Here is a 20,134-nt window from a genome sequence, read left to right as displayed (position 1 = left end):
GGGTTGTTGTGTTTGTTCTGGTTTACAAACCAGCGGATTTCCTGAGGGTTTCGGCCTTGTCGGTTTTTTCCCAGGGGAATTCAGGACGGCCAAAGTGACCATAAGCAGCGGTCTGGGCATAAATCGGACGGCGCAAATCCAGCTCTGCAATGATGGCCTGGGGGCGGGCATCGAAGTGCTTTTTCACCAGTTCGGTGATCTGGCCATCTTTGACCTTCCCGGTGCCGTAGGTGTCCACCCGCATGGAAACAGGGTTGGCGCGACCAATCGCGTAAGAGACCTCCACCAGGGCTTTGTCTGCCAGACCTGCAGCCACAATGTTCTTGGCGATGTAGCGGGCGTAGTAAGCCGCGCTGCGGTCCACTTTGGTGGGGTCCTTGCCAGAGAATGCTCCGCCACCGTGGGGGACTGCACCACCATAGGTGTCCACGATGATCTTGCGACCCGTCAGACCGGTGTCCCCGTGAGGCCCACCAATCACGAATTTTCCGGAAGGGTTGATGAAATACTTGGTTTCTTCGCGCAGGTAAGCCTCGGGGATCACGTGCTGGATCACGAGGGCCAGCATGTCCTTTTTGATCTGCTCCTGCTCGACTTTCTCGTTGTGCTGCGTGGAGATCACCACGGTGTCCACCCAGGTGTCGTCTTTTTCGCGCACCACGGTGACCTGGGCCTTGGCGTCCGGGCGCAGGTAATCCAGCACGTTCTCCTTGCGGATCTGGGCAATGCGGCGGGTGATGCCGTGGGCCAGGGTGATGGGCAGGGGCATCAGTTCCGGGGTTTCGCTGGTGGCATACCCGAACATCAGGCCCTGGTCTCCGGCACCGATCATGCTGAAACGGTTCTCGGGTTTTGCGCGCTCCTCTTCGGACATGTGACGCCACTCCTCGGAGTAATTGACCCCATCTGCAATGTCGGGGCTCTGCTCGTGGATGGTGGACATCACCGCAGAGTAATCGGCATCAAAACCGTAGTGGGCACGGGTGTATCCCACACTGCGCACGGCCTTGCGAACCACGTTCTGCACATCCACATAGGCGTTCTGGGCGGTGACTTCACCTGCGACCACGGCCATGCCCGTGGTGACCAGGGTTTCCACAGCGACACGGGCGGTGGGTTCCTGGCGAAGAAATTCATCGAGGATGCTGTCCGAAATCAAATCGGCCAGCTTGTCCGGGTGCCCCTCAGACACCGATTCAGAAGTGTAGTATTTGCGCATGACTGTCCTCCTGAGCGACAAAAAAGTCACTCCAACGGGAAACAGCATAACATGTGGGGTTTGCAGGAATCGGGAATTGGATAGCAAACAGGCCGAGGGCCGAGGGCCAAGGGCCGAGGGCTGTCCAGAAAGCTTTTGCCAGAGCTTTTCACAGCTTGACAGTCAGCTTTCTTTACGCACAGTATTTTCGGCTCTCGGCTCTCGGCTCTGTCTTGGCCCTGACTACGTGCTCCCCAGGCGGCTGGGTCGCACTGGGCCGCCGGCTCTCGGCCCTACTTGATCTCCACCACCCGATTCTTCCGAATGATCCCCAGCAAATACTGCCTGAGCAGCCAGTAAGCCAGTCCCGTAAGGGCCAGCAACCACAGGAGGCTCCACAGGCCATGACCGCCCAGGCTTCTCAGAACGGCCATCAGCAGGCTGATGGCTCCGCAGAGGGCCAGCAGGACCACGATGCTGACCCACATCCAGGCCCCGCCTTTTTGCAGGCCGCCCAGCAGGTTGCCCACGTCGGCCTCGGTGGGGGTGGGGAGCAGGCTGGTGCCCTGCTGTTTGAGGTCTTCAAAGGCATCTGATCCAGAGGTGGCGGCATCGGAGAGGTAGATCATCATCTGGCCGGGGTTTTTGAACATGGTGACAATCTGCTCGCTGGCAAAAAACTGGGTGGCGGTGTTCCAGTATTTGTCTGCGATCTGTTTGCCTTCCTCGATCAGGCTGGGAAGCTGGGACACGCCCGTCAGGGGGATGTTGAGCTGGCTCATGGCGTTGATGATGGTGAAGCGTTTGTGGTCCAGGTCGGCTTCTTCACGCATCAGGTCCAGGATGGCGTCGCCCGAGTAATCGAAGCTTCTCATCAGGATGGAGATGGCGTTGTCGGTGACCCTGGGGTCAGGCAGGCGGTATCCCAGGTTGGTCAGGGAGATGCCCAGCACGTCCTGGCAGTTTCCAAGGGCCTGGTGGATGGCCACACTGATGGCAAAGTTGCTGGTGACCCCACCGTCCATGAAGGGGTCCAGCACGGTTTCGCCTTTTTCCAGGGTTTTCTGGATCCACTGGGGTTCAAAGACCCCGGGGATGCTCATGCTGGCTCGGATGGCCACGCTGATGGGCAGTTGTTCTCCGTACAGGCTGCGGTCAAACTCCCAGTACACCCGGTGCTCGAAGCGCCTGAGGTGCAGGTGTTCAGGGTGGTCAGGCTGGGTGGCCACTTTCATGGCCTGCACCTGCACGGCAGTCTGGATGCTGCTGCTGGAGTTGATGTAATCGGTGGGAAAGCACAGGCGGTTTTCCCGCTGCAGTTCTTCTTCTTTGCTGCCCACTTTGGTGAAAACCACGTTTTGACCGGTGTAGGCATTGGTGCTCACAATGAACAGGTCTTTTGGGATTTCCCCGAAATGCAGTTGCTGGGTGTAATACTGGGCGTTGCGTTCTGCTTTGAGGTTGACCTGGTAGCGGTCCACCAGCAGGGGTTTTGCCACCGGGAAATCCGCATCGGATCTGAGGTTCTGCTGCAGTTTCTGGGCGGTTTCGCGGTGCAGGAAAGCTTCAAAGAGCGAGAGCAGGTTCCAGCCCCGCACGGCCCCTTTCACGTAGTTCAGGTCGTATTTGAGGAACGCAGCTGCAAAACTGCCCGGGTCTGCATCGAACAGCGTGTCTCCAAAAGGCGGCTGGGAAAGGATGGTGCTGAGCAAACTGACCTGTTTTGGGGTGTACCCGGCAGCCAGCAGTGCCCCGTAAATGGACCCGGCAGAGGTGCCCACGATGACCTGAAAAGCTTCGATTCCTGCAGCGTCTTTGCTGTAGAGTTCTTCCATCACACCTGCGTGGGTGGCGAAGTGGATGCCACCTCCACTGAAAACCAGACCGTTCATGAGCCCCTCCGAAACTTGTGTTTAATTTCTTCTCATATTATAAACAGGGTGTGGATTTCAGCTCTACACCACTTTTTCTGGCCATCCCTGCCATCACTGAACGGCTTTTTGCTGCTCAGGAGGTGACTTTTCAGGTGCTCAACCCTGATCTGGCCCCTGGTTTTTATGCTGGAGAACAGGTGGTGATAGGGGAGAACACCTACCTGCACCATCCCCTCAGGGTGTGGCTGGACCTGGCGGACCGTCTGGAATGCTACATGCGGGTGCCAGAACGCGCAGATCCTCTGCTGTCCATCACCTTCCAGAAAAAAGAGCCGCGCAAACGGGACCGCACCCCATCAGGAGACACCGAAAAGTATGGTGCAGAAAGCGAATTCCAACGCATCCACAAATTGGAGGAACCGTATTTCCTGCTGGACATGCTGGAAGCCCTGAGGAGCCTGAAACTTCCCTCAGATGCCCGCATTCTGGACCTGGGGGTGAACAGCGGGGAAGAGCTGCACCTGCTGGATCTGGCTTACCCACAGAACACCTTTGAAGTCCTGGGCATTGACCACAGCGAGAGCGCCCTGGAGCTTGCAAAAAGCCGCTTTCCTGGGTACCTCTTTCTGGCTGCAGACATCAATGCCCTGCCTGCAGACCTTGGGCAGTTTGATCTGATCCTCAGCATTGGCACCCTGCAGAGTGCCAACATCGAGGTTGAACCGGTGTTCAGGAGGCTCTTGAAGCATGTGAAACCTGCAGGACACTGGATTCTGGTTTTTCCCAACTGCCGCTACTCTGCCGGAGAAATCAGTTACGGGGCACGCATGGTCAATTACCGAGACCCCGAATTGTCTTTGCTGTTCAAGGATGTGACGTTTTTCCGGCGTTACTTTCAAAAACACCGCTACACCACGACCATCACCGGAAAATACGAAGTGGTGGTCACGGCCCGCTCCCTGCAAGGGGTGTAAGATGAATTGCTTTCACCCACAAGAAGTTCACCACAAGAAGAAGGAGAACACGATGGAAGATTTCATGTTGCCCACTGGCAAAGGTCGTTTGTTTTGTGCCACCTATACCCCCGAAATGGATGTGCGCATTTACATCACCCATGAAAGCCTGGTGTTGCTGGAAACCGACGAAGAAAACACCTTTGAAACCATCGAAGAGGCCCTGGAAGCCCTGCGGGACCAGATTTCTCCGCATGCCTACCGCATGGTGATGGTGGACATCCGCAAACGCCGGGTGCTGGCCTGAGCCCTGAAACCACAAAAAACCAGAAAACAAAAAACCAGGGCTTCAAACCCTGGTTTTTGTTCTGATGAAAGCTCAATCCACGAACACCCGGATGGCAGAGTAACCGTAGTTTTTCATGTAATCAAACGGGATGTAGATGTAGCCGCCGTCTTTCCAGCAAGCGCCCCAGGAGTTCTTGACGATGAAGTAACCGCCGCCACCGCCCTGGGGAGCATTGGGCAATTTGGTGGCCAGTTTTTCGTTGGTGATGAACCCGGTGATGTTGACAGCGTGACCACCGCGGCTGGGGCTTCCAATTTGCAGGTCGTAAGCCCGTGAACGTGCAAAGCCGTTGGAGTTGGCGTTGTCCCAGCTGGGCATCACGTCCAGGCTGGCCACCACGGTGTTGCCAAAGGCCAGGGTCAGGATCATGTAGGCCACAGACAAATCTTTGTTGGTGGCATCCCACAGCTCCAGTTGCCCTCTGGGAACGATGGCCGGGGAGGCCGCAGTGACGGGTTTGGGGAGGTACATGCAGTAATTTTGACCCAGCAGGAACAGGCACCAGAATTTGCTCTGTGCTGCAGTGTTGGAGCAGTAGGAATCTGCATACCCGGTACAGGAGTTGCTGTATCCGATCAGCTCATCTGCGGCGTTTTTGATGTCAGAACGGCTGAGGGAAGCATTGTAGCCCCACTGGCTCTCATAGGCAAAGTGATAGTTCTCTGCTGCAGAGGTGTTGTAAATGAAGGTGGTGTCTGCACCATCTCCGTAGGCTCTGGGCTGCCAGTGCCCGGCGATGCGGTTGTAGAAAGACTGCTCGGAGAGGTTGGTCCATTTGCCTTTTTCCTTGGCCGTCTGCAATTCGGTGGCGGAGGTGATGGCAAATCCCACACAGCTGCCGCGTCCCCCCTGGTTTTTCACTGAGGTGGCGTAATACTTGAGGGGCCAGTCAAAGGTGTTGTAAATGCCATCTGTTTTGAAGGCCGAGCAACTGGCTGCAGAGTTGGTGCGGTCACTGCCGTCCAGATAGCCGGTTTCCTTGGTGGGATCGCCCACCCAGCCTATGGGTTTGGTGGGATCGGGAATTTTGATCACGATGTCTCTGTAGACATCGGCAATGCGGGCATTCAGGTTCAGCAGGGTTTGCACATCTGCGGTTTTGACGGTTTCAGGGGCTGGAAGCTCCAGGCGGTTGCGGTAAGTTTCGGGCACGTTGGGGTAAAAGAGCTCATACAGCCCGAACTGGTTGCTCTGTCTGGGAAAATTTTCGATGCTGCGGGCCAGTTCAGCCAGTTTGAATTTCTGGCCCAGGGTGATGATCTTCTGGTCCTGCTCCTGGTTGTCCTCGATGATCAATTCAAAGTTGCCGTCTGGCAGGGGCCTCAGTTTGTTGGCTTCTGGTTTGGGGATGTTGAGGATCAGTTCTTTCAGGTCGGTCAGTTCTGGATGGGCCGCCAGGAAGTCGGTGACCACCTTCTGGTTGGCTGCGTCCCGTTTGGCCTGGGCTTCTGCATCTTTCTGTTCCTGCTCTGGGGTGTAGACCTGTGCGCCGGGATCGTTGATGTGCGAACGGAAATCGCTCTCTGAAACAGACTCTGCACCTTTGGGTGCGTCGCCCGAGAAGCCACCAGGAAGGGGAGCAGGTCCGCCAGGGGTCTGGGCGCAGGCGGTGAGGACCAGCAAAACGGTCAGAAAGTTCAGTCTTTTCATGAAGGTCTCCTACCAGCAAAAGATCTGGTCCACTGGAGGAAAATCCAGTGTGCAGCCAAGTGTTCCAATGAACCTGAGGTCATCATAAGCGTTACATTTTTTGAACCTTCTTCTGCGGTCACATCAGGGGCTTCATGAAACCTTCAATTTCTCTTAAGTCTCTTAAGCCAGCCTGCATTTGTAAAAAAAAATACAGTGTTGAATGCTCTGAAAAGAGGATTTTTTACGGTTTGCTGTTCTTTTGTAGGGCACCTTACCCTCTTTTCACCTCCACTCCAGAATCCCCAAAAGAAGCGTGTTAGCATGAAAACACATCTTTTTGGGGGGCAGCTTGGACTACGATGTGATCGTCATTGGAGCAGGGCACAACAGTCTGGTCACAGCAGCCTACGCTGCACGCGCAGGTTACCGGGTGGCAGTCTTTGAGAAACGGCACCTGGTGGGTGGAGCGGTTTCCACCGAAGAGGTGGTCAGCGGTTACCGCTTCGATTATGGCGGCAGTGCCCACATCCTGATCCGCATGACCCCGATTGTGCAGGAACTGGAACTGGAGCGGTACGGCCTGCAGTACCTGGAACTGGATCCGCTGTTTCACTGCTCGGATGGAGAGACCCCCTGGTTTGTCTGGCGTGATTTGAACAAAACCGCCCATGAACTGGACAAAATCTTCCCCGGTCAGGGAGAGGCCTACCAGCGTTTTGTGCAGGACTGGACGCCTTTTGCGAAAAGCGTCAATGAGGCTTTCCTGACCGCCCCCAACCCCCTGGACCTGGGAAAGCATCTGGTGTGGGGCTCAGGGATGCAGAAAGACTGGCAGCAGAAACTGACGCACATCATGCGGCCTTATGGCGAGGTCGCAAAAGAATACTTTTCGGAAGAACGGGTGCGCGCGCCCCTCACCTGGATGGCGGCCCAGTCTGGACCTCCACCCACCGAAACCATGAGCGCTCCTTTTCTGCTGTGGCACCCCCTGTACCACGTGGGTGGGGTGGCCCGTCCCAGAGGAGGCAGCGGTGGCCTCACCCTGGCTTTAAAGCGGGCCGTTGAGGCCCACGGAGGCCAGATTTTCCTCAGCGCTCCCATCAAAGACATCCTGACAGAAGGGGAACGTGCCGTGGGGGTGCGCCTGCAGGATGGCGACGTGTACACCGCCAGAGCCGTGGTCAGCGGAACCCATGTTTTGCAGACCGTGGACGCCCTTCCGGCAGACAAGGTGCCCGAACTGGCCCGTCAGGTGCGCACCGGAAACGGGTTTGGCATGGTGCTGCGTCTGGCTTTAAAAGGCAAGGTGCAGTACCGCAAGCACCATGAACCGGAATCGCGGGTGGGTCTGGGCCTGCTGATCAAAAACGAACAGCAACTGCTGAAAGCGTACGGGGAATACCTCTCCGGGGAGCCCACCTCGGACCCACCCATCATTGCCATGAGTTTCAGCAGCATTGACGACTCCCTGGCACCACCCGATGGGGAAGTGCTCTGGCTGTGGGCGCAGTATTACCCGTTCAAGCTTGCCAGAGGAACCTGGGCAGAGCGCAGCACAGAAGCCAGAGATGCCATTTTGAATGCCTTTGAACATTACGCTCCCGGCACCCGTGAGCAGATTGTGGGCGAACTCGTACAAACGCCCCAGTGGCTTCATGACAACCTGGGCCTGAGGAGCGGCAACGTGATGCACCTGGAAATGGGCATGGACCAGATGTTCGCCATGCGGCCTTTTCTGGGAGCCAGTGAATACCGCTGGCCCACCCTGAAAAACCTGTATTTGACCGGGGCCAGCACCCACCCGGGGGGCGGAATCATGGGGGCCAGTGGCCGCAACACCGCCCGCACCCTCCTGAAAGACCTCTCCAGAAGCCCCAAATCGCGCCGCTAGCAGAAAGCAGGGATGGACATGACGTACTGGGAATACCACTTCATTTTCACCCTGCCCCTGCTGGGTTTGTTGCTGCTGGTCACCTTGTGGGAAACCCGCAAACAACCGCTGGCCGGGAATTACCGCCCGGAGAACCGCTGGGCACTGGGATTTTATTTTTTCCTGCCCCTGCTGGCACTGGTTTACACCACCCCCTGGGACAACTTCCTGATTTACAAGGGGGTCTGGCAATACCCTGCAGACCGGGTGAGCGCCGTGATCGGGTACGTGCCCATTGAGGAGTATTTTTTCTTTCTGGTGCAACCCCTGATTGCCGGTCTGTGGGTGTTTTTCCTGATGCGGCGCTGGGCGGCGCCAAAGCTGGGTTTTAAAGCTGCCCGCCTCTGGGGCACCCTGCTGTGGGGAGGCCTCAGTTTTCTGGGTGCAGCTTTGCTGTTCACGCAGCAGGGGTATTACCTGGGCCTGATCCTGGCCTGGGCCTGTCCGGTGATTGCCTTCCAGTGGGCTTTTGGAGGCGATTTGATCCTCAGCAACCGGCGGGTGTTCTGGGTGGGCCTGTTGGTGCCCACCCTTTACCTGTGGATCACCGATGCCCTGGCCATCAACACTTTTGGCATCTGGGACATCAGCACAAAATACTCCCTGCCTTTCAGACCGTTTGGCCTTCCCATCGAGGAGGCCACCTTTTTCCTGATCACCAATTTGCTGGTGGTGCAGGGCCTCTTGCTGTTCTTGCACCCAGAAGCGTTGAAGCGCTGGTTCAGACTGTCAAAATCTGTCCGACCCTGGACGGGTTTTCTGGTGCTCTACGCTTTGCTGAAAATCCCGGTTCCGCTGTGGCCTGATGGGTTTCCCCTGCTGGCCACCCTTTCCACGGGATCTCTGGCTGTGGCTGCTTTGCTTTGGGCCTATGAGGCGGTCCGAGGAAAAGCCTTCCTGCTGTTTGCCCTGACTTTCGGACTGGGGCTGGGCATTGAGGTGCTGGGCAGCAGAACAGGCTTTCCTTTCGGACACTACACCTATGACCCTCCAGGCCCGACCCTTTTTGGCGTTCCCCTGATTGTGCCGCTGGGCTGGTGGGCCATGACCCTTTCTGCTTACCTGCTGGCAAAAGGCAACCCCTGGCGCACGGGCCTTTTGCTGGTGGCCTGGGACATCGGACTGGAACCCCTGATGGTCCAGCAAGGGTACTGGTCCTGGCAGCCCGGACAGTTTCTGAATGCCTACCATGGGGTGCCTGTACAGAATTTCCTCGCCTGGTACGCCGTTGGGGTGGGTCTGGCTTTCCTGCTGAAGAAACTGGCCCCTGAACTGAAACCCCTGGATTTCGCCTGGGCCTACCGCATCGAAGCCCTCTTTCTGCCCACCGGATTGCTGCTGCTGGGCATGTATCCAGCAGGTCTTCTGACCCTGGTCTTGATGGGAGGTCTGGCTTGGGTGCAATCCTGGAAAGCTTCTTTAAAGCTTTCATCCGCCACACCCTGAAGCGCGGCCTGAGGGGCATTTTCATGAAAGGCACCCTGCAGGAGGGGCCAGTTTTGCTGGTCTCCAACCACCATTCCTGGTGGGATGGCTACGTGCTGGGAGAGCTTTGCTGGGCACACCACCATCCAGTGAGCCTCCTGATGCTGCATGAACAATTGCAGAAATACCCGTTTCTGAAGTCGGTGGGTGCAGTTTCTCACCATCACCTGCGGGAAGCCCTGGGCAGGCTGAAAGCTGACCATGCCCTGATTGTTTTTCCAGAAGGGGCTTTAAATCCTGCTGGTCTGGTGCAGAACCTCCGTCCAGGGGTGCAGTGGTTTGCCCACCATGCAAACTGTGCAGTGGTTCCGCTGGCCTTGCGGGTGGTGCTGAGGGGACACCAGCACCCGGAAGCTTTTGTGCTGCTGGGTGCGCCGTGTTCTCCTGATCAGGTGCAGGAAAACCTCAACCTGCTGATCTCCGAACTGGATGGAATGTTAAGCACCAGTGATCCAGAACGCCCCCTTGCTGGATACCACAGCATCATGCGGGGGGTGGGCAGCGATTCGGAGCGCCTGAACCTTGCCAGTGTGCTGCTCAAAAAACTCCTGAGGTTGCAGTGAAAGGTTTTCTGACCGCTTTCTTGCTGACCAAACTGGGGATTGCCCTGATCAATGCCCAGATGTTTCCAAGGTTGAAACCGGCAATCCCTGTCAGTCAGCCCAGGGTGTCCCTCCTGATTCCAGCCCGCAACGAAGCGGAGAACCTGCGAAAAACCCTGCCGCTCCTGCTGGTCCAGCCTGCTTTCGAGGTGCTGGTGCTGGACGACCAGTCCACAGATGGCACTGCAGAGGTGGTCAGACAGTTGCAAATCCATCACCCCCAGTTGAAACTGCTGTCTGGAAAACCCCTTCCTGCTGGATGGGTGGGCAAAAACTGGGCGTGCCACCAGTTGTCTCAGGTGGCACAGGGGGAGGTGCTGGTCTTCACCGATGCAGATGTGTTCTGGCACCCCGGAGCCCTGAAAAGCGTGCTGAACAGATTGCAGGACACCCGTGCAGATCTGCTGAGCGTTTACCCCAGACAGGAGACCCACACGTTTGCAGAACGCGCCCTGGTGCCCCTGATCGACGATGTGCTGTTGTGCTTTTTTCCCTATCTGTTCATTGGGTTGCCTTTTGCTGCGGCCAGTGCAGGCAACGGTCAGGTGATGGTGTTCAGAAAAGAAAGCTATGGGCGCATCTCTGGCCATGCCGGGGTCAAAAACAAAGTGCTGGAAGATGTACATCTGGCAAGGCGCATCAAAAAAGCAGGCGGCAGGCTTTCCCTGGCCCTGGGCCAGCAATTGATCAGCGTGAGGATGTACCACAGTTACCCCGAGATTGTGGAGGGGTTTGGCAAGAATTTGCGTGCTTTTCATGGCAACAGCCGTGCACTGGTGCTTGTCTCTGCCTTACTTCACCTGAGCGCCTACACCCTGCCCCTCTTCGTTCCGGCTTTCAGACCCCTGTTGCTGCTGGGTTTGCTGGAGCGTGGGGTGGTCAACGCCACCTCGGGGCGCAGGTCCAGAGCAGATTTGCTGGAGGTGGCTACGGTGCCGTTCAGCCCCCTGCTGGCCCTGCCGATTTACTGGCGTTCTTTACAGAAAAAATACAACTGGAAGGGCAGAAACTACTCAGGTTAAAGTTTGCTAAATTGATGAAGGTCGAACCCGGACCAAACTCAGTCCCCACTCAGGTACCCTGTGCCTGAGAGCTTGCATCAAACCGCAACAGTGCTTTTTATCCAGCAAAGCTGGGTGTTTCAATCGATGGCAGAAGGCCCCCCTTCTGAGGAGCAACAACATGAAATGCGTGGTGATCGGAGCAGGATTTTCGGGGCTTGCAGCAGCAGCCCGGCTCCTCCTCGAAGGACATCAAGTCACAGTTCTGGAGCAAAAAACCCAGGTGGGAGGCAAAGCCGAAGGCTGGCAGGGCATCCCCACCGGACCCACCGTGATCACCATGCCCGAGGTGATGCGTGAGCTTTTCAACCGCCTGCACGCCGTTCCCCCCACCTTCAAGGAAATGAACCCCACCAGCACCTACCATTTTGCAGATGGCCGCATCTTCAAGCCTTACCGCAACATGGAACGCACCTTCCAGGAACTCAATTACAGCGAGGCCGATTCCTACCGGGATCTGTTGATGGTGGCCAGAGACATGTACAACGGGGCCAGAAACACCTTTCTGTACGGCCCGCCTCCCACCCCTCCGGCCCTGATGCAGTATGCCCTCAAGCATGGCCTGAAAGCCCGTCCAGGCCTGACGCTGGAACAGTTGCTGGAACCCACCAGCAAGTACCTCAAAACCTTCTTCCTGAGGTTTGCCACCTACGCCGGAGCAAACCCCTACAAGGCACCTGCCATCCTGCACAACATTGCCTGGGTGGAACTGGGGCTGGGGGTGTGGCACGTGCAGGGCGGATTTGCAGCTGTGGCCCAGAGCCTTGAGAAAACCCTGAAGCAGCGTGGCGTGGAGTTCGTGTACGGTACAAAAGTGCTGGGTCTGGAAACCACGGGGAGCCGCATCACCCGGGTGCAGACCGACAAAGGGGATTTTCAGCCCGACTGGGTGGTCAGCAGCATGGACCGCAATTTCACCCTGAAAAGCCTGGGCAAAGACATTCCGCAGGAAGAACTCACCATCAGCGGTTTCACCCTGCAGGCCCACCTTTTTGAAGACAGAGGGCTGGGACACCAGATCCTCTTTCCCCAGAACTACCGCCAGGAATGGGCAGACATTGAAGCCGAACGGCTTCCCAGAGACCCCACCATTTACGTGCACACAGACGGCAAAAAGGCCTTCATCATGGTGAACAGCCCACCCCTGGAAACCCCCAACAAGGAAGCCTACGCAGAGCAGATCCTGAAAATCCTGCAACAGCGGTATCCCCTCAGCATCCGGGAGTACAACGTCATGGCCCCCCAGGATTACGCCAGAACCGCTTACTCGGGGGCATTGTATGGCCGTGCTCCCCACGGTCTGAAAGGGGCCCTCAGGTACGGCTGGACCATCGAGGGTATCAAAAACCTGCGTCAGGTGGGAGGCACGGTGCATCCGGGTGGAGGGGTGCCCCTCAGCATCCTGTCCGGTTACTCAGGAGCACTGCCCGAATTCCGTTCCCTGGTGAAAAAAACGCGAGATGAGGGATGAATTAGAGCCAGATCACCTCTGCAAGATCCCCAGCTTCAATCCCTGCTCCAGGCTGAACCACCACCAGGGCGTTGGCCCAGGCCAGTCCCCTCAGCATGTTGGAGAGGGGGGCATTGAGGTCCTGCACCACCAGTTCCGCTCCTTCAAAAGACAGGCGGGCCCGCCAGTAAGCAGTCTTTCTGGGAACGGCTTTGAATGCTTTGCCTGCCCTGGCTTTGACTCTGCGGTGTGGAGGATCTGTGCGTTCCAGCAAAGCAAAAACCGCTGGCTTGAACAGCACCTCAAAGACCACCAGGGCAGACACTGGATTGCCAGGCAAACCCAGCACGGGAAGGCTCTGCCAGAGGCCACAGAGTGCAGGGCCACCGGGGCGCAGGTTCACCTTCCAGAACTTGACTTCTCCTTCAGAAAACAGCAGGTCGCGCACGATGTCGTAATTGCCCATGCTGACCCCGCCTGAAGTCAGGAGCACATCCAGATCAGCATTTTTGAGGTTCTCTTTGACCTTCTCGATGTGGTCGGTGGCATGGGGCAGCAAGACAGGCTCCAGACCCAGTTCCAGCAACTGCGCATAAAGGCCGTACTTGTTGGAGTCGTACACCTGACCAGGGCTTAAAGGCTCACCCACCTCGATGACCTCATCCCCCGTGGAGAGGATGCCCACCCGGAGTTTTCTGTAAACCTGCACCTCACGGTGCCCCATGCTGGCGGCCAGTGCGAGTCTGGCCGCAGAGAGCACATCTCCTTTTTGCAGCCCCAGTTGCCCAGTCTGAAAATCAGACCCCCGGTGCCGGATGTCCTGGCTGCGGGCCGGATGCAGCAAAGTCACCTGATCCCCCTCAATCTGCAGGTCTTCCACCTTGCAAATGGCATCTGCGCCTTCTGGAACCGGAGCGCCTGTGTAAATCCGCACACACTCTCCTGGACTCACAATCCCAGAAAAACCCTCTCCAGCCCTGGATTCTCCAACCAGTTTGAGGATGACGGGGGTGTTCTGGCTGTCCTGCAACCTGCAGGCAATGCCGTCCATGGCACTGTCATCCACACTCGGGTGGTCCACTGTTGCAGCCAGAGCATGGCTGAGCACACGCCCTGCAGCCTGTGTGAGCGGAAGGATTTCGGTGCCCGGAAGGGGCAGGGTGTCTTTCAAAAGGTGAATGGCTTCTTCAAGGTCAATCTGCTGGCGATGCAAGCGTTGCATGACCTGAGCATACGGTTTTTGCCCCTCAAATCAAAAATCAAAAAAGTCCTGCACCCTCTGCAGGACCAAAACAAAAAATTCGCCTTTAACGGCGACTGATGATTACATTGTATACCAGTATGCATTATTCGTCAAGCATAACCGGGGCATTTTTTGCCGGGAGCCGCAGGCCCCACACAGGTGCATTTTGCTACAGATTCATCCCCCAATCCTGCATAGCATGACTTCCAGAGGAGAACACCATGCCAGCCAGAAAATTCAAATCTTATCCTGCCCCCGAAGCCCTCTCCACCCCCACCGACCTGAAGCCCGAAGAGGTGCAGGCCGTCACCGAGGCGGTCAATCCCCTGATTGCCGATGCCCTGGCCCTGTACATCAAGACCAAGAATTTTCACTGGCACCTCAGCGGGTCCCACTTCCGGGATTACCATTTGCTCTTTGATGAGCAGGCCGAGCAGATTCTGGATTCTGTAGACATCCTGGCAGAGCGCATCCGCAAAATTGGTGGGACCACCCTGAGGTCCATTTCTCACATTGCAGCTTTGCAGACCCTTGAGGATGACAACGATGATTTTGTCTCTCCGCCAGAAATGATCCGTCGTTTGCTGGCAGACAACCAGCAGATGGCCCGTGCCAAACGCAAGGCCATTGACGTGTGCGATGAGAACCGGGATTCTCCCACTGGGAACATCCTTCAGGAGTTGCTGGACCTGACCGAGAGGCGCATCTGGTTTCTGTTTGAAATTGCCCAGGGCGAAGGCAACGCCCGCTGAAGGGGAGGAGAAATCCTCCTCTCTTCTTGAAGTCACGAGGTTGATGTCACGAGGCCAATCCGCTCCAGAAAACACCTTGAAAACCCATTTCAGAATGTGAGCGCTCACTCCTGTTTCTGGCACTGTTTGAACCCCTTAGTGTGCAGATGACACCAAAGTGAAAAGGGTTTTTTGTGTATTGTCTACGCAATTTCCCGAATTTGGACCGGGTTGTTTGTGTGGTAATGACACAATTTGGCTGCTGTTGCCTATAGAATGGAAACCATGAGCCTCGAAACTTTATCGATCAACACCATCCGCACCCTGGCGATGGACGCTGTACAGAAAGCCAACTCCGGCCACCCCGGTGCCCCCATGGGCATGGCCCCCATGGCCTACACCCTGTGGACCCAGTTCCTGCGCCACAACCCCAAAAACCCCAAGTGGCTGGGCCGCGACCGTTTCATCCTCAGTGCAGGCCACGCCAGCATGCTGATTTACAGCCTGCTGAACCTCACCGGATATGACCTGTCTTTAGACGACATCAAAAATTTTCGCCAGCTGCACAGCAAAACCCCCGGTCACCCCGAGTATGGCTACACCGCAGGCGTGGAAATGTCCACCGGTCCTCTGGGACAGGGTTTCGCCACCGGCGTGGGCTTTGCGCTGGCAGAGGCACACCTGGCTGCCGTGTACAACAAGCCCGGTTTCGAGCTGTTCAGCAACTACACCTACGGCATCGTCTCCGACGGTGACCTGATGGAAGGCATCTCCCACGAAGCGGCTGGCCTTGCGGGCAACCTGGGTCTGGGCAAGATGATCTACCTGTACGACGACAACGGCATCTCCATTGAGGGTCACACCGACATTGCCTTCACCGATGACAGTGTAAAACGTTTCGAGGCTTACGGCTGGCACGTGCAGAAAGTCGCAGACGGCAACGACACCGCTGCCATTGCAGAAGCCATCAAAGCTGCCCAGGCCGTCACGGACAAGCCCTCCATCATTGCTGTGCGAACGGTGATTGGATACGGCAGCCCCAACAAGGCAGACAGCCACGATGCCCACGGTTCCCCCCTCGGTGCCGACGAAATCAAACTGACCAAAGCCAACCTGGGCTGGGAATTTGAAGAAGCCTTCTACGTTCCCGAAGAAGTCAAAACCCACATGGACGCCACTGAAGCTGGAGCAAAACTGGAGTCCGACTGGAACGACCTGTTCGCCCGTTACAGTGAACAGTACCCCCAGGAAGCTGCAGAGCTGAAACTCATTCTGGAAGGCAAACTGCCCGACAACATCGAAGAACTGCTGCCCACCTTTGACAAGCCCGTGGCCACCCGTGCTGCAAGCGGTCAGGCCCTGAATGCCATTGCCAAAGTGTTCCCCGGTCTGATCGGTGGAAGTGCTGACCTGGCCCCCTCCAACAACACCGAACTGAAAGGTGTGAACTGGATCAAGAAAGGCGACTACGCTGGCCGCAACATCCACTTCGGGGTGCGCGAGCACGGCATGTCTGCTGCCCTGAACGGGATCACCCTGTACGGCCTGCGCGCTTACGGCGGCACCTTCCTGATCTTCAGCGACTACCTGAAGCCCGGTCTGCGTCTGGCCGCCCTGATGGGCATTGGCAGCATCTTCGTGCTGACCCACGACTCCATCGGCCTGGGTGAAGACGGCCCCACCCACCAGCCCATCGAGCAACTGGCCGCTTTGCGTGCCACCCCCAACGTGCTGGTGTTCCGTCCTGCAGATGCCAACGAGACTGCTGCTTCCTGGCTGATTGCCCTGGAGAACAAAACCCGTCCCAGCGCACTGGCCCTCACCCGCCAGAACCTGCCCGTGCTGCCCCGCAACATCGAAGGGGTCAGAAAGGGCGCTTACCCCGTCAAGGACGTGGAAAATCCCGACATCATCCTGATTGCCAGCGGTTCTGAAGTGGCCCTGGCCCTGCAGAGCGCCACCGCCCTGGAAGCAGAAGGGATCAAGGCCAAAGTGGTTTCTGTGCCCAGCATGGAACTGTTCCGCGAGCAGGACGCCAGCTACAAAAACAGCGTGCTGAACCCCGGCGTGAAGCGCGTCGCCATCGAAGCTGCAAGCCCCCTCGGATGGCACGAGTTTGTGGGTCTGGACGGAGCCATCATCGCCATGCCCGGATTCGGGGCCAGTGGTCCTGCCGACCTGCTGTTCAAGGAGTTCGGTTTCACCACCGAGAACGTGGTCAAGACCGTCAAGGGTCTGCTGCCTGTGAAGGCTTAACCCCCACCTCGCTGCGCTTTCCTCCCCCTAACGAGGGGGAGGATTTTTGTCTCCCACCTCGCTGCGCTTTCCTCCCCCTAACGAGGGGGAGGATTTTTATCTCCCAGCGCTTTCCTCCTCCTGACAGGGGAGGATGGAGGAGGTTCTATTTTTTGAGGAATTCCAGCAGTGCCTGAATCACCTGTTCTGCATGGGTCCAGGGGATGTTGTGAGGACCGTCCTTGATCACCACGTATTCACTGCCTGCAATCAGGTCTTTCAGGCGGTCTGCCGTGACCTGGATGGGCAGGATGCGGTCTGCATCGCCGTGAATGATCAGGGTGGGAACATTCACCTTTTTGACGTCTTCCCGGAAGTCGGTGAGCCAGGTGTCCACGCAGGCGAGGGTGGCCCGTGCAGAAGCCCCTGCAGCCACATTGAAACTGGCCTGCACGTCCTCCTGGCTGACACGGGACCCCATATGCACATCAGTGTTGTAGAAATCCTTGAAGAACCCGCTGAGAAATTTGAAGCGGTCCTGACGGATGGCTGCCTTGATGCCTTCAAAGACGCTCTGGTCCACGCCCTCGGGATTGTCCTCGGTTTTGAGCAGGAAAGGGGGGATGGGGCCAACCAGCACAGCCTTGCTGACCCGTTCGCTGCCGTACTGGGCCACATAACGGGTGACTTCCCCTGAGCCCATCGAGAAGCCCACCAGCACAGCATCCTGAACACCCAGATGGCTGAGGAGGTGGTCCAGGTCCTGGGTGAAGGTGTCGTAATCGTAGCCAGAAGACGGCTGACTGGATTGTCCAAATCCCCGGCGGTCATAGGTGATGACGCGGTAGCCTGCGTCCAGCAGGGCGTTGGTCTGGCGTTCCCAGGAGCGCCCATTCAGTGGGAATCCGTGAATCAGCACCACGGGTTGCCCGGTGCCGTGGTCTTCAAAGAAAAGTTGAATGTCCTGGTTGTTTTCCTGCCCGACAGTCACATATGGCATGGGATTCTCCTTGTGCAGCCCGGCCCACCGTTTCCTCTGGGAATGCACTGGCGCACAGTTTGCAGCATCGGACATTTTGCAGGGGGGTTCAGCTGGAAATGACACCTTCAGCAAAGCACTTCAAGGAACCGCTAACTGAGGAGGTTTCTTTTCCAGCACAGGATGTTTGTCTTGCTGTGAACTGTCTACTGGAAACTGTAAACTTCTGCAGGCACCCTTTCCACCCATGAATTTCCGGGAAACGCTTACAATACCTGTCATGTACAGGCTGTTTTATGGAGATCTGGAAATCGGCACCATCACCCGCACGGGGGGAGATTTCCCCTGGAACTGGGGCAAATTTGAGCAGATCTTTGACCCGGAAGCCTCCGAAGTGTCCAGAACCATTGCAGCCTACAGGCGCATGACGGCCCGGAAATACCCCCTGATCGAATCTGAGGACTTTGAAGTCCTGCATGCCATTGAGGAGCAGATTTTTGAGGAATTCTCTGTGCTGATCGAGTCTGACCAGTGGCGTCTGGTGGATGGGGAAGATGCCTGGAGCATTGCCATTCCAGAGTTTCCAGAAGAGAACATTGTCGCCTGGAGGTGATTTACTGCTTCCAGAGGGCAGCCAGAGCCAGATTGATGGCCACCACCACGGCAAATCCTGTTCCCAGCCCTGCTTTTCCTGCAAAGACCAGGGCAAGGGCAGCCAGTCCGAACAGCACAATTTGCATGAACAGGTGCAGCCCATCTGAGAGGGGATAAAGGGCTTTTGGGGCCATGAAGGTGCCCCAGAAAACAGCCACCAGCAAGGGCAGTCCTATGCCCAGCAGCCATTTCAGGATGGGAGTTGTGCCCATCTGGAACCCCCACAGCCCGATGGACCACAGCATCACCAGTTCGATCAGGAAGCCCAGGGCAAGGTTCAAGACTTTAAAATCCATGTCAGGCTCCTGTTTTGGCGGCCTTCAGGCCTGCATCGAAGGTGTCCAGCATCAATTGAAAGGTTTCCTCGATTTTGAGGGGCATGCCAAATCCTCCTCCGAGTTCCAGATCAATGAAGCCTTTCAGCAGTGAGCGAAGGATGCGAATGAAGTGCAACGCCTGTTCTTCTTCAAGCTGGTAGCCTTGCAGCACGGCAAGCAGGGCATTCAGGTAGGTGCTTGCCAGTTCTCTGGCTTCTGGGCCGAATTTGTGCACGCTGACCTGTGTTGCGGCATACAGACCGGGGTGCTGTTTGGCCACTTCCCGGAAGCCACTGGCCATGGCAAAGAGCGCGTCTTTGCCAGAGCGTCCTGCTGCCGCAATGCGGGTGGCCTCAATGATTTTTTGCATGCCACGCACGTTCAAGCCATCCATGAGCTGGTCCAGGTTTTCAATGTGGTTGTACAGCGAGGGGGGTTTGATGTGCAGCTCTGCAGCCAGCCTTGCAATGGTCAGGGTGGCCAGTCCTTCCTGATCTGCAATGCGCGTGGCGGCGTCCAGCACCTGTTCGCGGTCCAGTCCTTTGCGGGGCATTTACTGCTGGCCTTTCAGGAATTGCAGGATTCTGGGGGCCACCTGTTCGGGAAATTCGGTGTGGGGGTAGTGCCCGGAGCCCTGAACAAGCATCAGTTCTGCACGCAGTTTTTCTGCCAGGGTTTGCGCTTCCAGGGCGGGGTTTTTGAAGTCTGGGTCTTTTGTGCCCATGATGACCAGGGCAGGTGTTTTGATGTCTGGGAGCAGGGCTTCTGCGTTGATTCTGGAGGGGGCCATGTAGGCTTTTAAAGCGTCCATCTGGCCTTTTTGCTGGATGTTCTGGCGCAGTTTTGCGGTGTACTGTGCGTGGTCTGCAGGTTTTTTTGCAGGGAAAAGGCTCTGCCAGTACATCATCCAGAATGCGGTGTTCCAGGGGCCTGCAAAAGCCATTTTGAGGATCAGGTTCATGTAACCGGGGAGGGTCTGGTTGAGGACCACGGGACCCAGCATCACCAGTCTCTTGATGCGCTCGGGGGCCTGCTTTGCAGCGTACAGCACGGAACGGGCAGCAAAAGAATTGCCCATCAGGGTGACGTTTTGCAGGTTCAGGTGGTCCAGCAGGGCAAAGACATCTCTGGTGACGGCCTCTGCGGTGTATTCGGTCCATCCGGTGCTGCTTTCTCCGTGCCCTCTGATGTCCAGGGTGATCACGCGGTATCCGGCTCTGGCCAGTTCTGGAACGAGGTGGCGGTACTGGCCCCGCAGGTCGCCCATGCCGGGGATGCAGAGCAGGACTTCTCCGTTGCCGCGGGTGTCGTCATAGGCAAGGGTGCCTTCGGGGGTTTTCAGGAATTGGGTGTTCATGGTGGCCTCCAGGGGGTGGCTCAGTGCGCTTACTATCATGATTAGTTTATAAACTAATATCATTAGTTTTGTCAAGTCAGGGTG

Annotated in this window: 18 protein-coding genes; 10 read left to right on the top strand and 8 right to left on the bottom strand. The window is 56.9% G+C overall.

The window, feature by feature from the left end; genetic code table 11:
- Positions 1–22 precede the first annotated feature (22 nt).
- Positions 23–1,219: a methionine adenosyltransferase gene (gene metK, locus IEY52_RS17915; protein ID WP_189004939.1), complete on the bottom strand. Its 1,197-nt coding sequence runs from the start codon at positions 1,217–1,219 to the stop codon at positions 23–25.
- A 272-nt stretch (positions 1,220–1,491) separates the two neighbouring features.
- Positions 1,492–3,090, bottom strand: coding sequence for a patatin-like phospholipase family protein (locus IEY52_RS17910; protein WP_189004937.1), 1,599 nt, complete (start codon positions 3,088–3,090; stop codon positions 1,492–1,494).
- 50 nt (positions 3,091–3,140) lie between these two features.
- On the opposite strand from IEY52_RS17910, the gene IEY52_RS17905 reads away from it, so the two are divergent.
- The gene (locus IEY52_RS17905) at positions 3,141–4,046 is read left to right on the top strand and encodes a class I SAM-dependent methyltransferase (RefSeq protein ID WP_189004935.1); all 906 of its coding nucleotides are present in this window, start codon (positions 3,141–3,143) and stop codon (positions 4,044–4,046) included.
- Positions 4,047–4,098: 52 nt separating this feature from the next.
- Entirely contained in the window at positions 4,099–4,332 is a 234-nt protein-coding gene (locus tag IEY52_RS17900) for a hypothetical protein (protein ID WP_189004933.1), read from the top strand.
- Positions 4,333–4,404: 72 nt separating this feature from the next.
- Here the strand turns inward: IEY52_RS17900 and IEY52_RS17895 are convergent, their stop codons facing one another.
- Positions 4,405–6,024, bottom strand: a complete 1,620-nt coding sequence (locus tag IEY52_RS17895; protein WP_189004931.1) for a C1 family peptidase — start codon at positions 6,022–6,024, stop codon at positions 4,405–4,407.
- Between the two features lie 331 nt (positions 6,025–6,355).
- Between IEY52_RS17895 and IEY52_RS17890 the strand changes: the two genes are divergently transcribed.
- The 5 genes from IEY52_RS17890 to IEY52_RS17870 all read left to right on the top strand — a co-directional run bounded on the left by IEY52_RS17890 (position 6,356) and on the right by IEY52_RS17870 (position 12,555).
- Entirely contained in the window at positions 6,356–7,897 is a 1,542-nt protein-coding gene (locus tag IEY52_RS17890) for a phytoene desaturase family protein (protein ID WP_189004929.1), read from the top strand.
- Positions 7,898–7,915: 18 nt separating this feature from the next.
- Positions 7,916–9,382, top strand: a complete 1,467-nt coding sequence (locus IEY52_RS17885) for a carotenoid biosynthesis protein (protein ID WP_189004927.1) — start codon at positions 7,916–7,918, stop codon at positions 9,380–9,382.
- On the top strand, positions 9,331–9,984 hold the full coding sequence (locus IEY52_RS17880; RefSeq protein ID WP_189004925.1) for a lysophospholipid acyltransferase family protein: 654 nt from the start codon (positions 9,331–9,333) through the stop codon (positions 9,982–9,984). The genes IEY52_RS17885 and IEY52_RS17880 overlap by 52 nt, the downstream gene beginning before the upstream one ends.
- Entirely contained in the window at positions 9,981–11,045 is a 1,065-nt protein-coding gene (locus IEY52_RS17875) for a glycosyltransferase family 2 protein (protein WP_229684859.1), read from the top strand. The genes IEY52_RS17880 and IEY52_RS17875 overlap by 4 nt, the downstream gene beginning before the upstream one ends.
- Before the next feature lie 160 nt (positions 11,046–11,205).
- Complete coding sequence (locus tag IEY52_RS17870) at positions 11,206–12,555, top strand: phytoene desaturase family protein (protein ID WP_189004923.1); 1,350 nt, start codon at positions 11,206–11,208, stop codon at positions 12,553–12,555.
- A gap of 1 nt (position 12,556) precedes the next feature.
- Here IEY52_RS17870 and IEY52_RS17865 read toward each other — a convergent pair whose 3' ends face one another.
- Entirely contained in the window at positions 12,557–13,756 is a 1,200-nt protein-coding gene (locus tag IEY52_RS17865; RefSeq protein WP_189004921.1) for a molybdopterin molybdotransferase MoeA, read from the bottom strand.
- Positions 13,757–13,998: 242 nt separating this feature from the next.
- Here IEY52_RS17865 and IEY52_RS17860 point away from each other — a divergent pair, with 242 nt between their 5' ends.
- Complete coding sequence (locus tag IEY52_RS17860) at positions 13,999–14,529, top strand: Dps family protein (RefSeq protein ID WP_189004919.1); 531 nt, start codon at positions 13,999–14,001, stop codon at positions 14,527–14,529.
- 264 nt (positions 14,530–14,793) lie between these two features.
- Positions 14,794–16,764 (top strand): transketolase, encoded by a 1,971-nt coding sequence (gene tkt, locus IEY52_RS17855; RefSeq protein WP_189004917.1) that lies wholly within the window; start codon positions 14,794–14,796, stop codon positions 16,762–16,764.
- Positions 16,765–16,909: 145 nt separating this feature from the next.
- Here tkt and IEY52_RS17850 read toward each other — a convergent pair whose 3' ends face one another.
- Positions 16,910–17,743: an alpha/beta fold hydrolase gene (locus IEY52_RS17850; protein WP_189004915.1), complete on the bottom strand. Its 834-nt coding sequence runs from the start codon at positions 17,741–17,743 to the stop codon at positions 16,910–16,912.
- Positions 17,744–18,002: 259 nt separating this feature from the next.
- On the opposite strand from IEY52_RS17850, the gene IEY52_RS17845 reads away from it, so the two are divergent.
- A complete protein-coding gene (locus IEY52_RS17845; RefSeq protein WP_189004913.1) occupies positions 18,003–18,335 on the top strand; it encodes a hypothetical protein in 333 nt (110 codons plus the stop codon).
- 1 nt (position 18,336) lies between these two features.
- On the opposite strand, the gene IEY52_RS17840 is transcribed toward IEY52_RS17845, so the two are convergent.
- The 3 genes from IEY52_RS17840 to IEY52_RS17830 are packed head-to-tail and all read right to left on the bottom strand — an operon-like array spanning position 18,337 to position 20,050.
- Complete coding sequence (locus IEY52_RS17840) at positions 18,337–18,672, bottom strand: YrdB family protein (protein WP_189004909.1); 336 nt, start codon at positions 18,670–18,672, stop codon at positions 18,337–18,339.
- Between the two features lies 1 nt (position 18,673).
- Complete coding sequence (locus IEY52_RS17835) at positions 18,674–19,246, bottom strand: TetR/AcrR family transcriptional regulator (protein ID WP_189004908.1); 573 nt, start codon at positions 19,244–19,246, stop codon at positions 18,674–18,676.
- Positions 19,247–20,050, bottom strand: coding sequence for an alpha/beta fold hydrolase (locus IEY52_RS17830; protein ID WP_189004907.1), 804 nt, complete (start codon positions 20,048–20,050; stop codon positions 19,247–19,249).
- Between the last annotated feature and the right edge of the window lie 84 nt (positions 20,051–20,134).

Source organism: Deinococcus roseus, from assembly GCF_014646895.1.
GTDB classification, from domain to species: domain Bacteria; phylum Deinococcota; class Deinococci; order Deinococcales; family Deinococcaceae; genus Deinococcus_C; species Deinococcus_C roseus.
The sequence above is the reverse complement of the archived record's forward strand: the minus strand, read 5'-3'. Positions and strand labels throughout refer to the sequence as shown.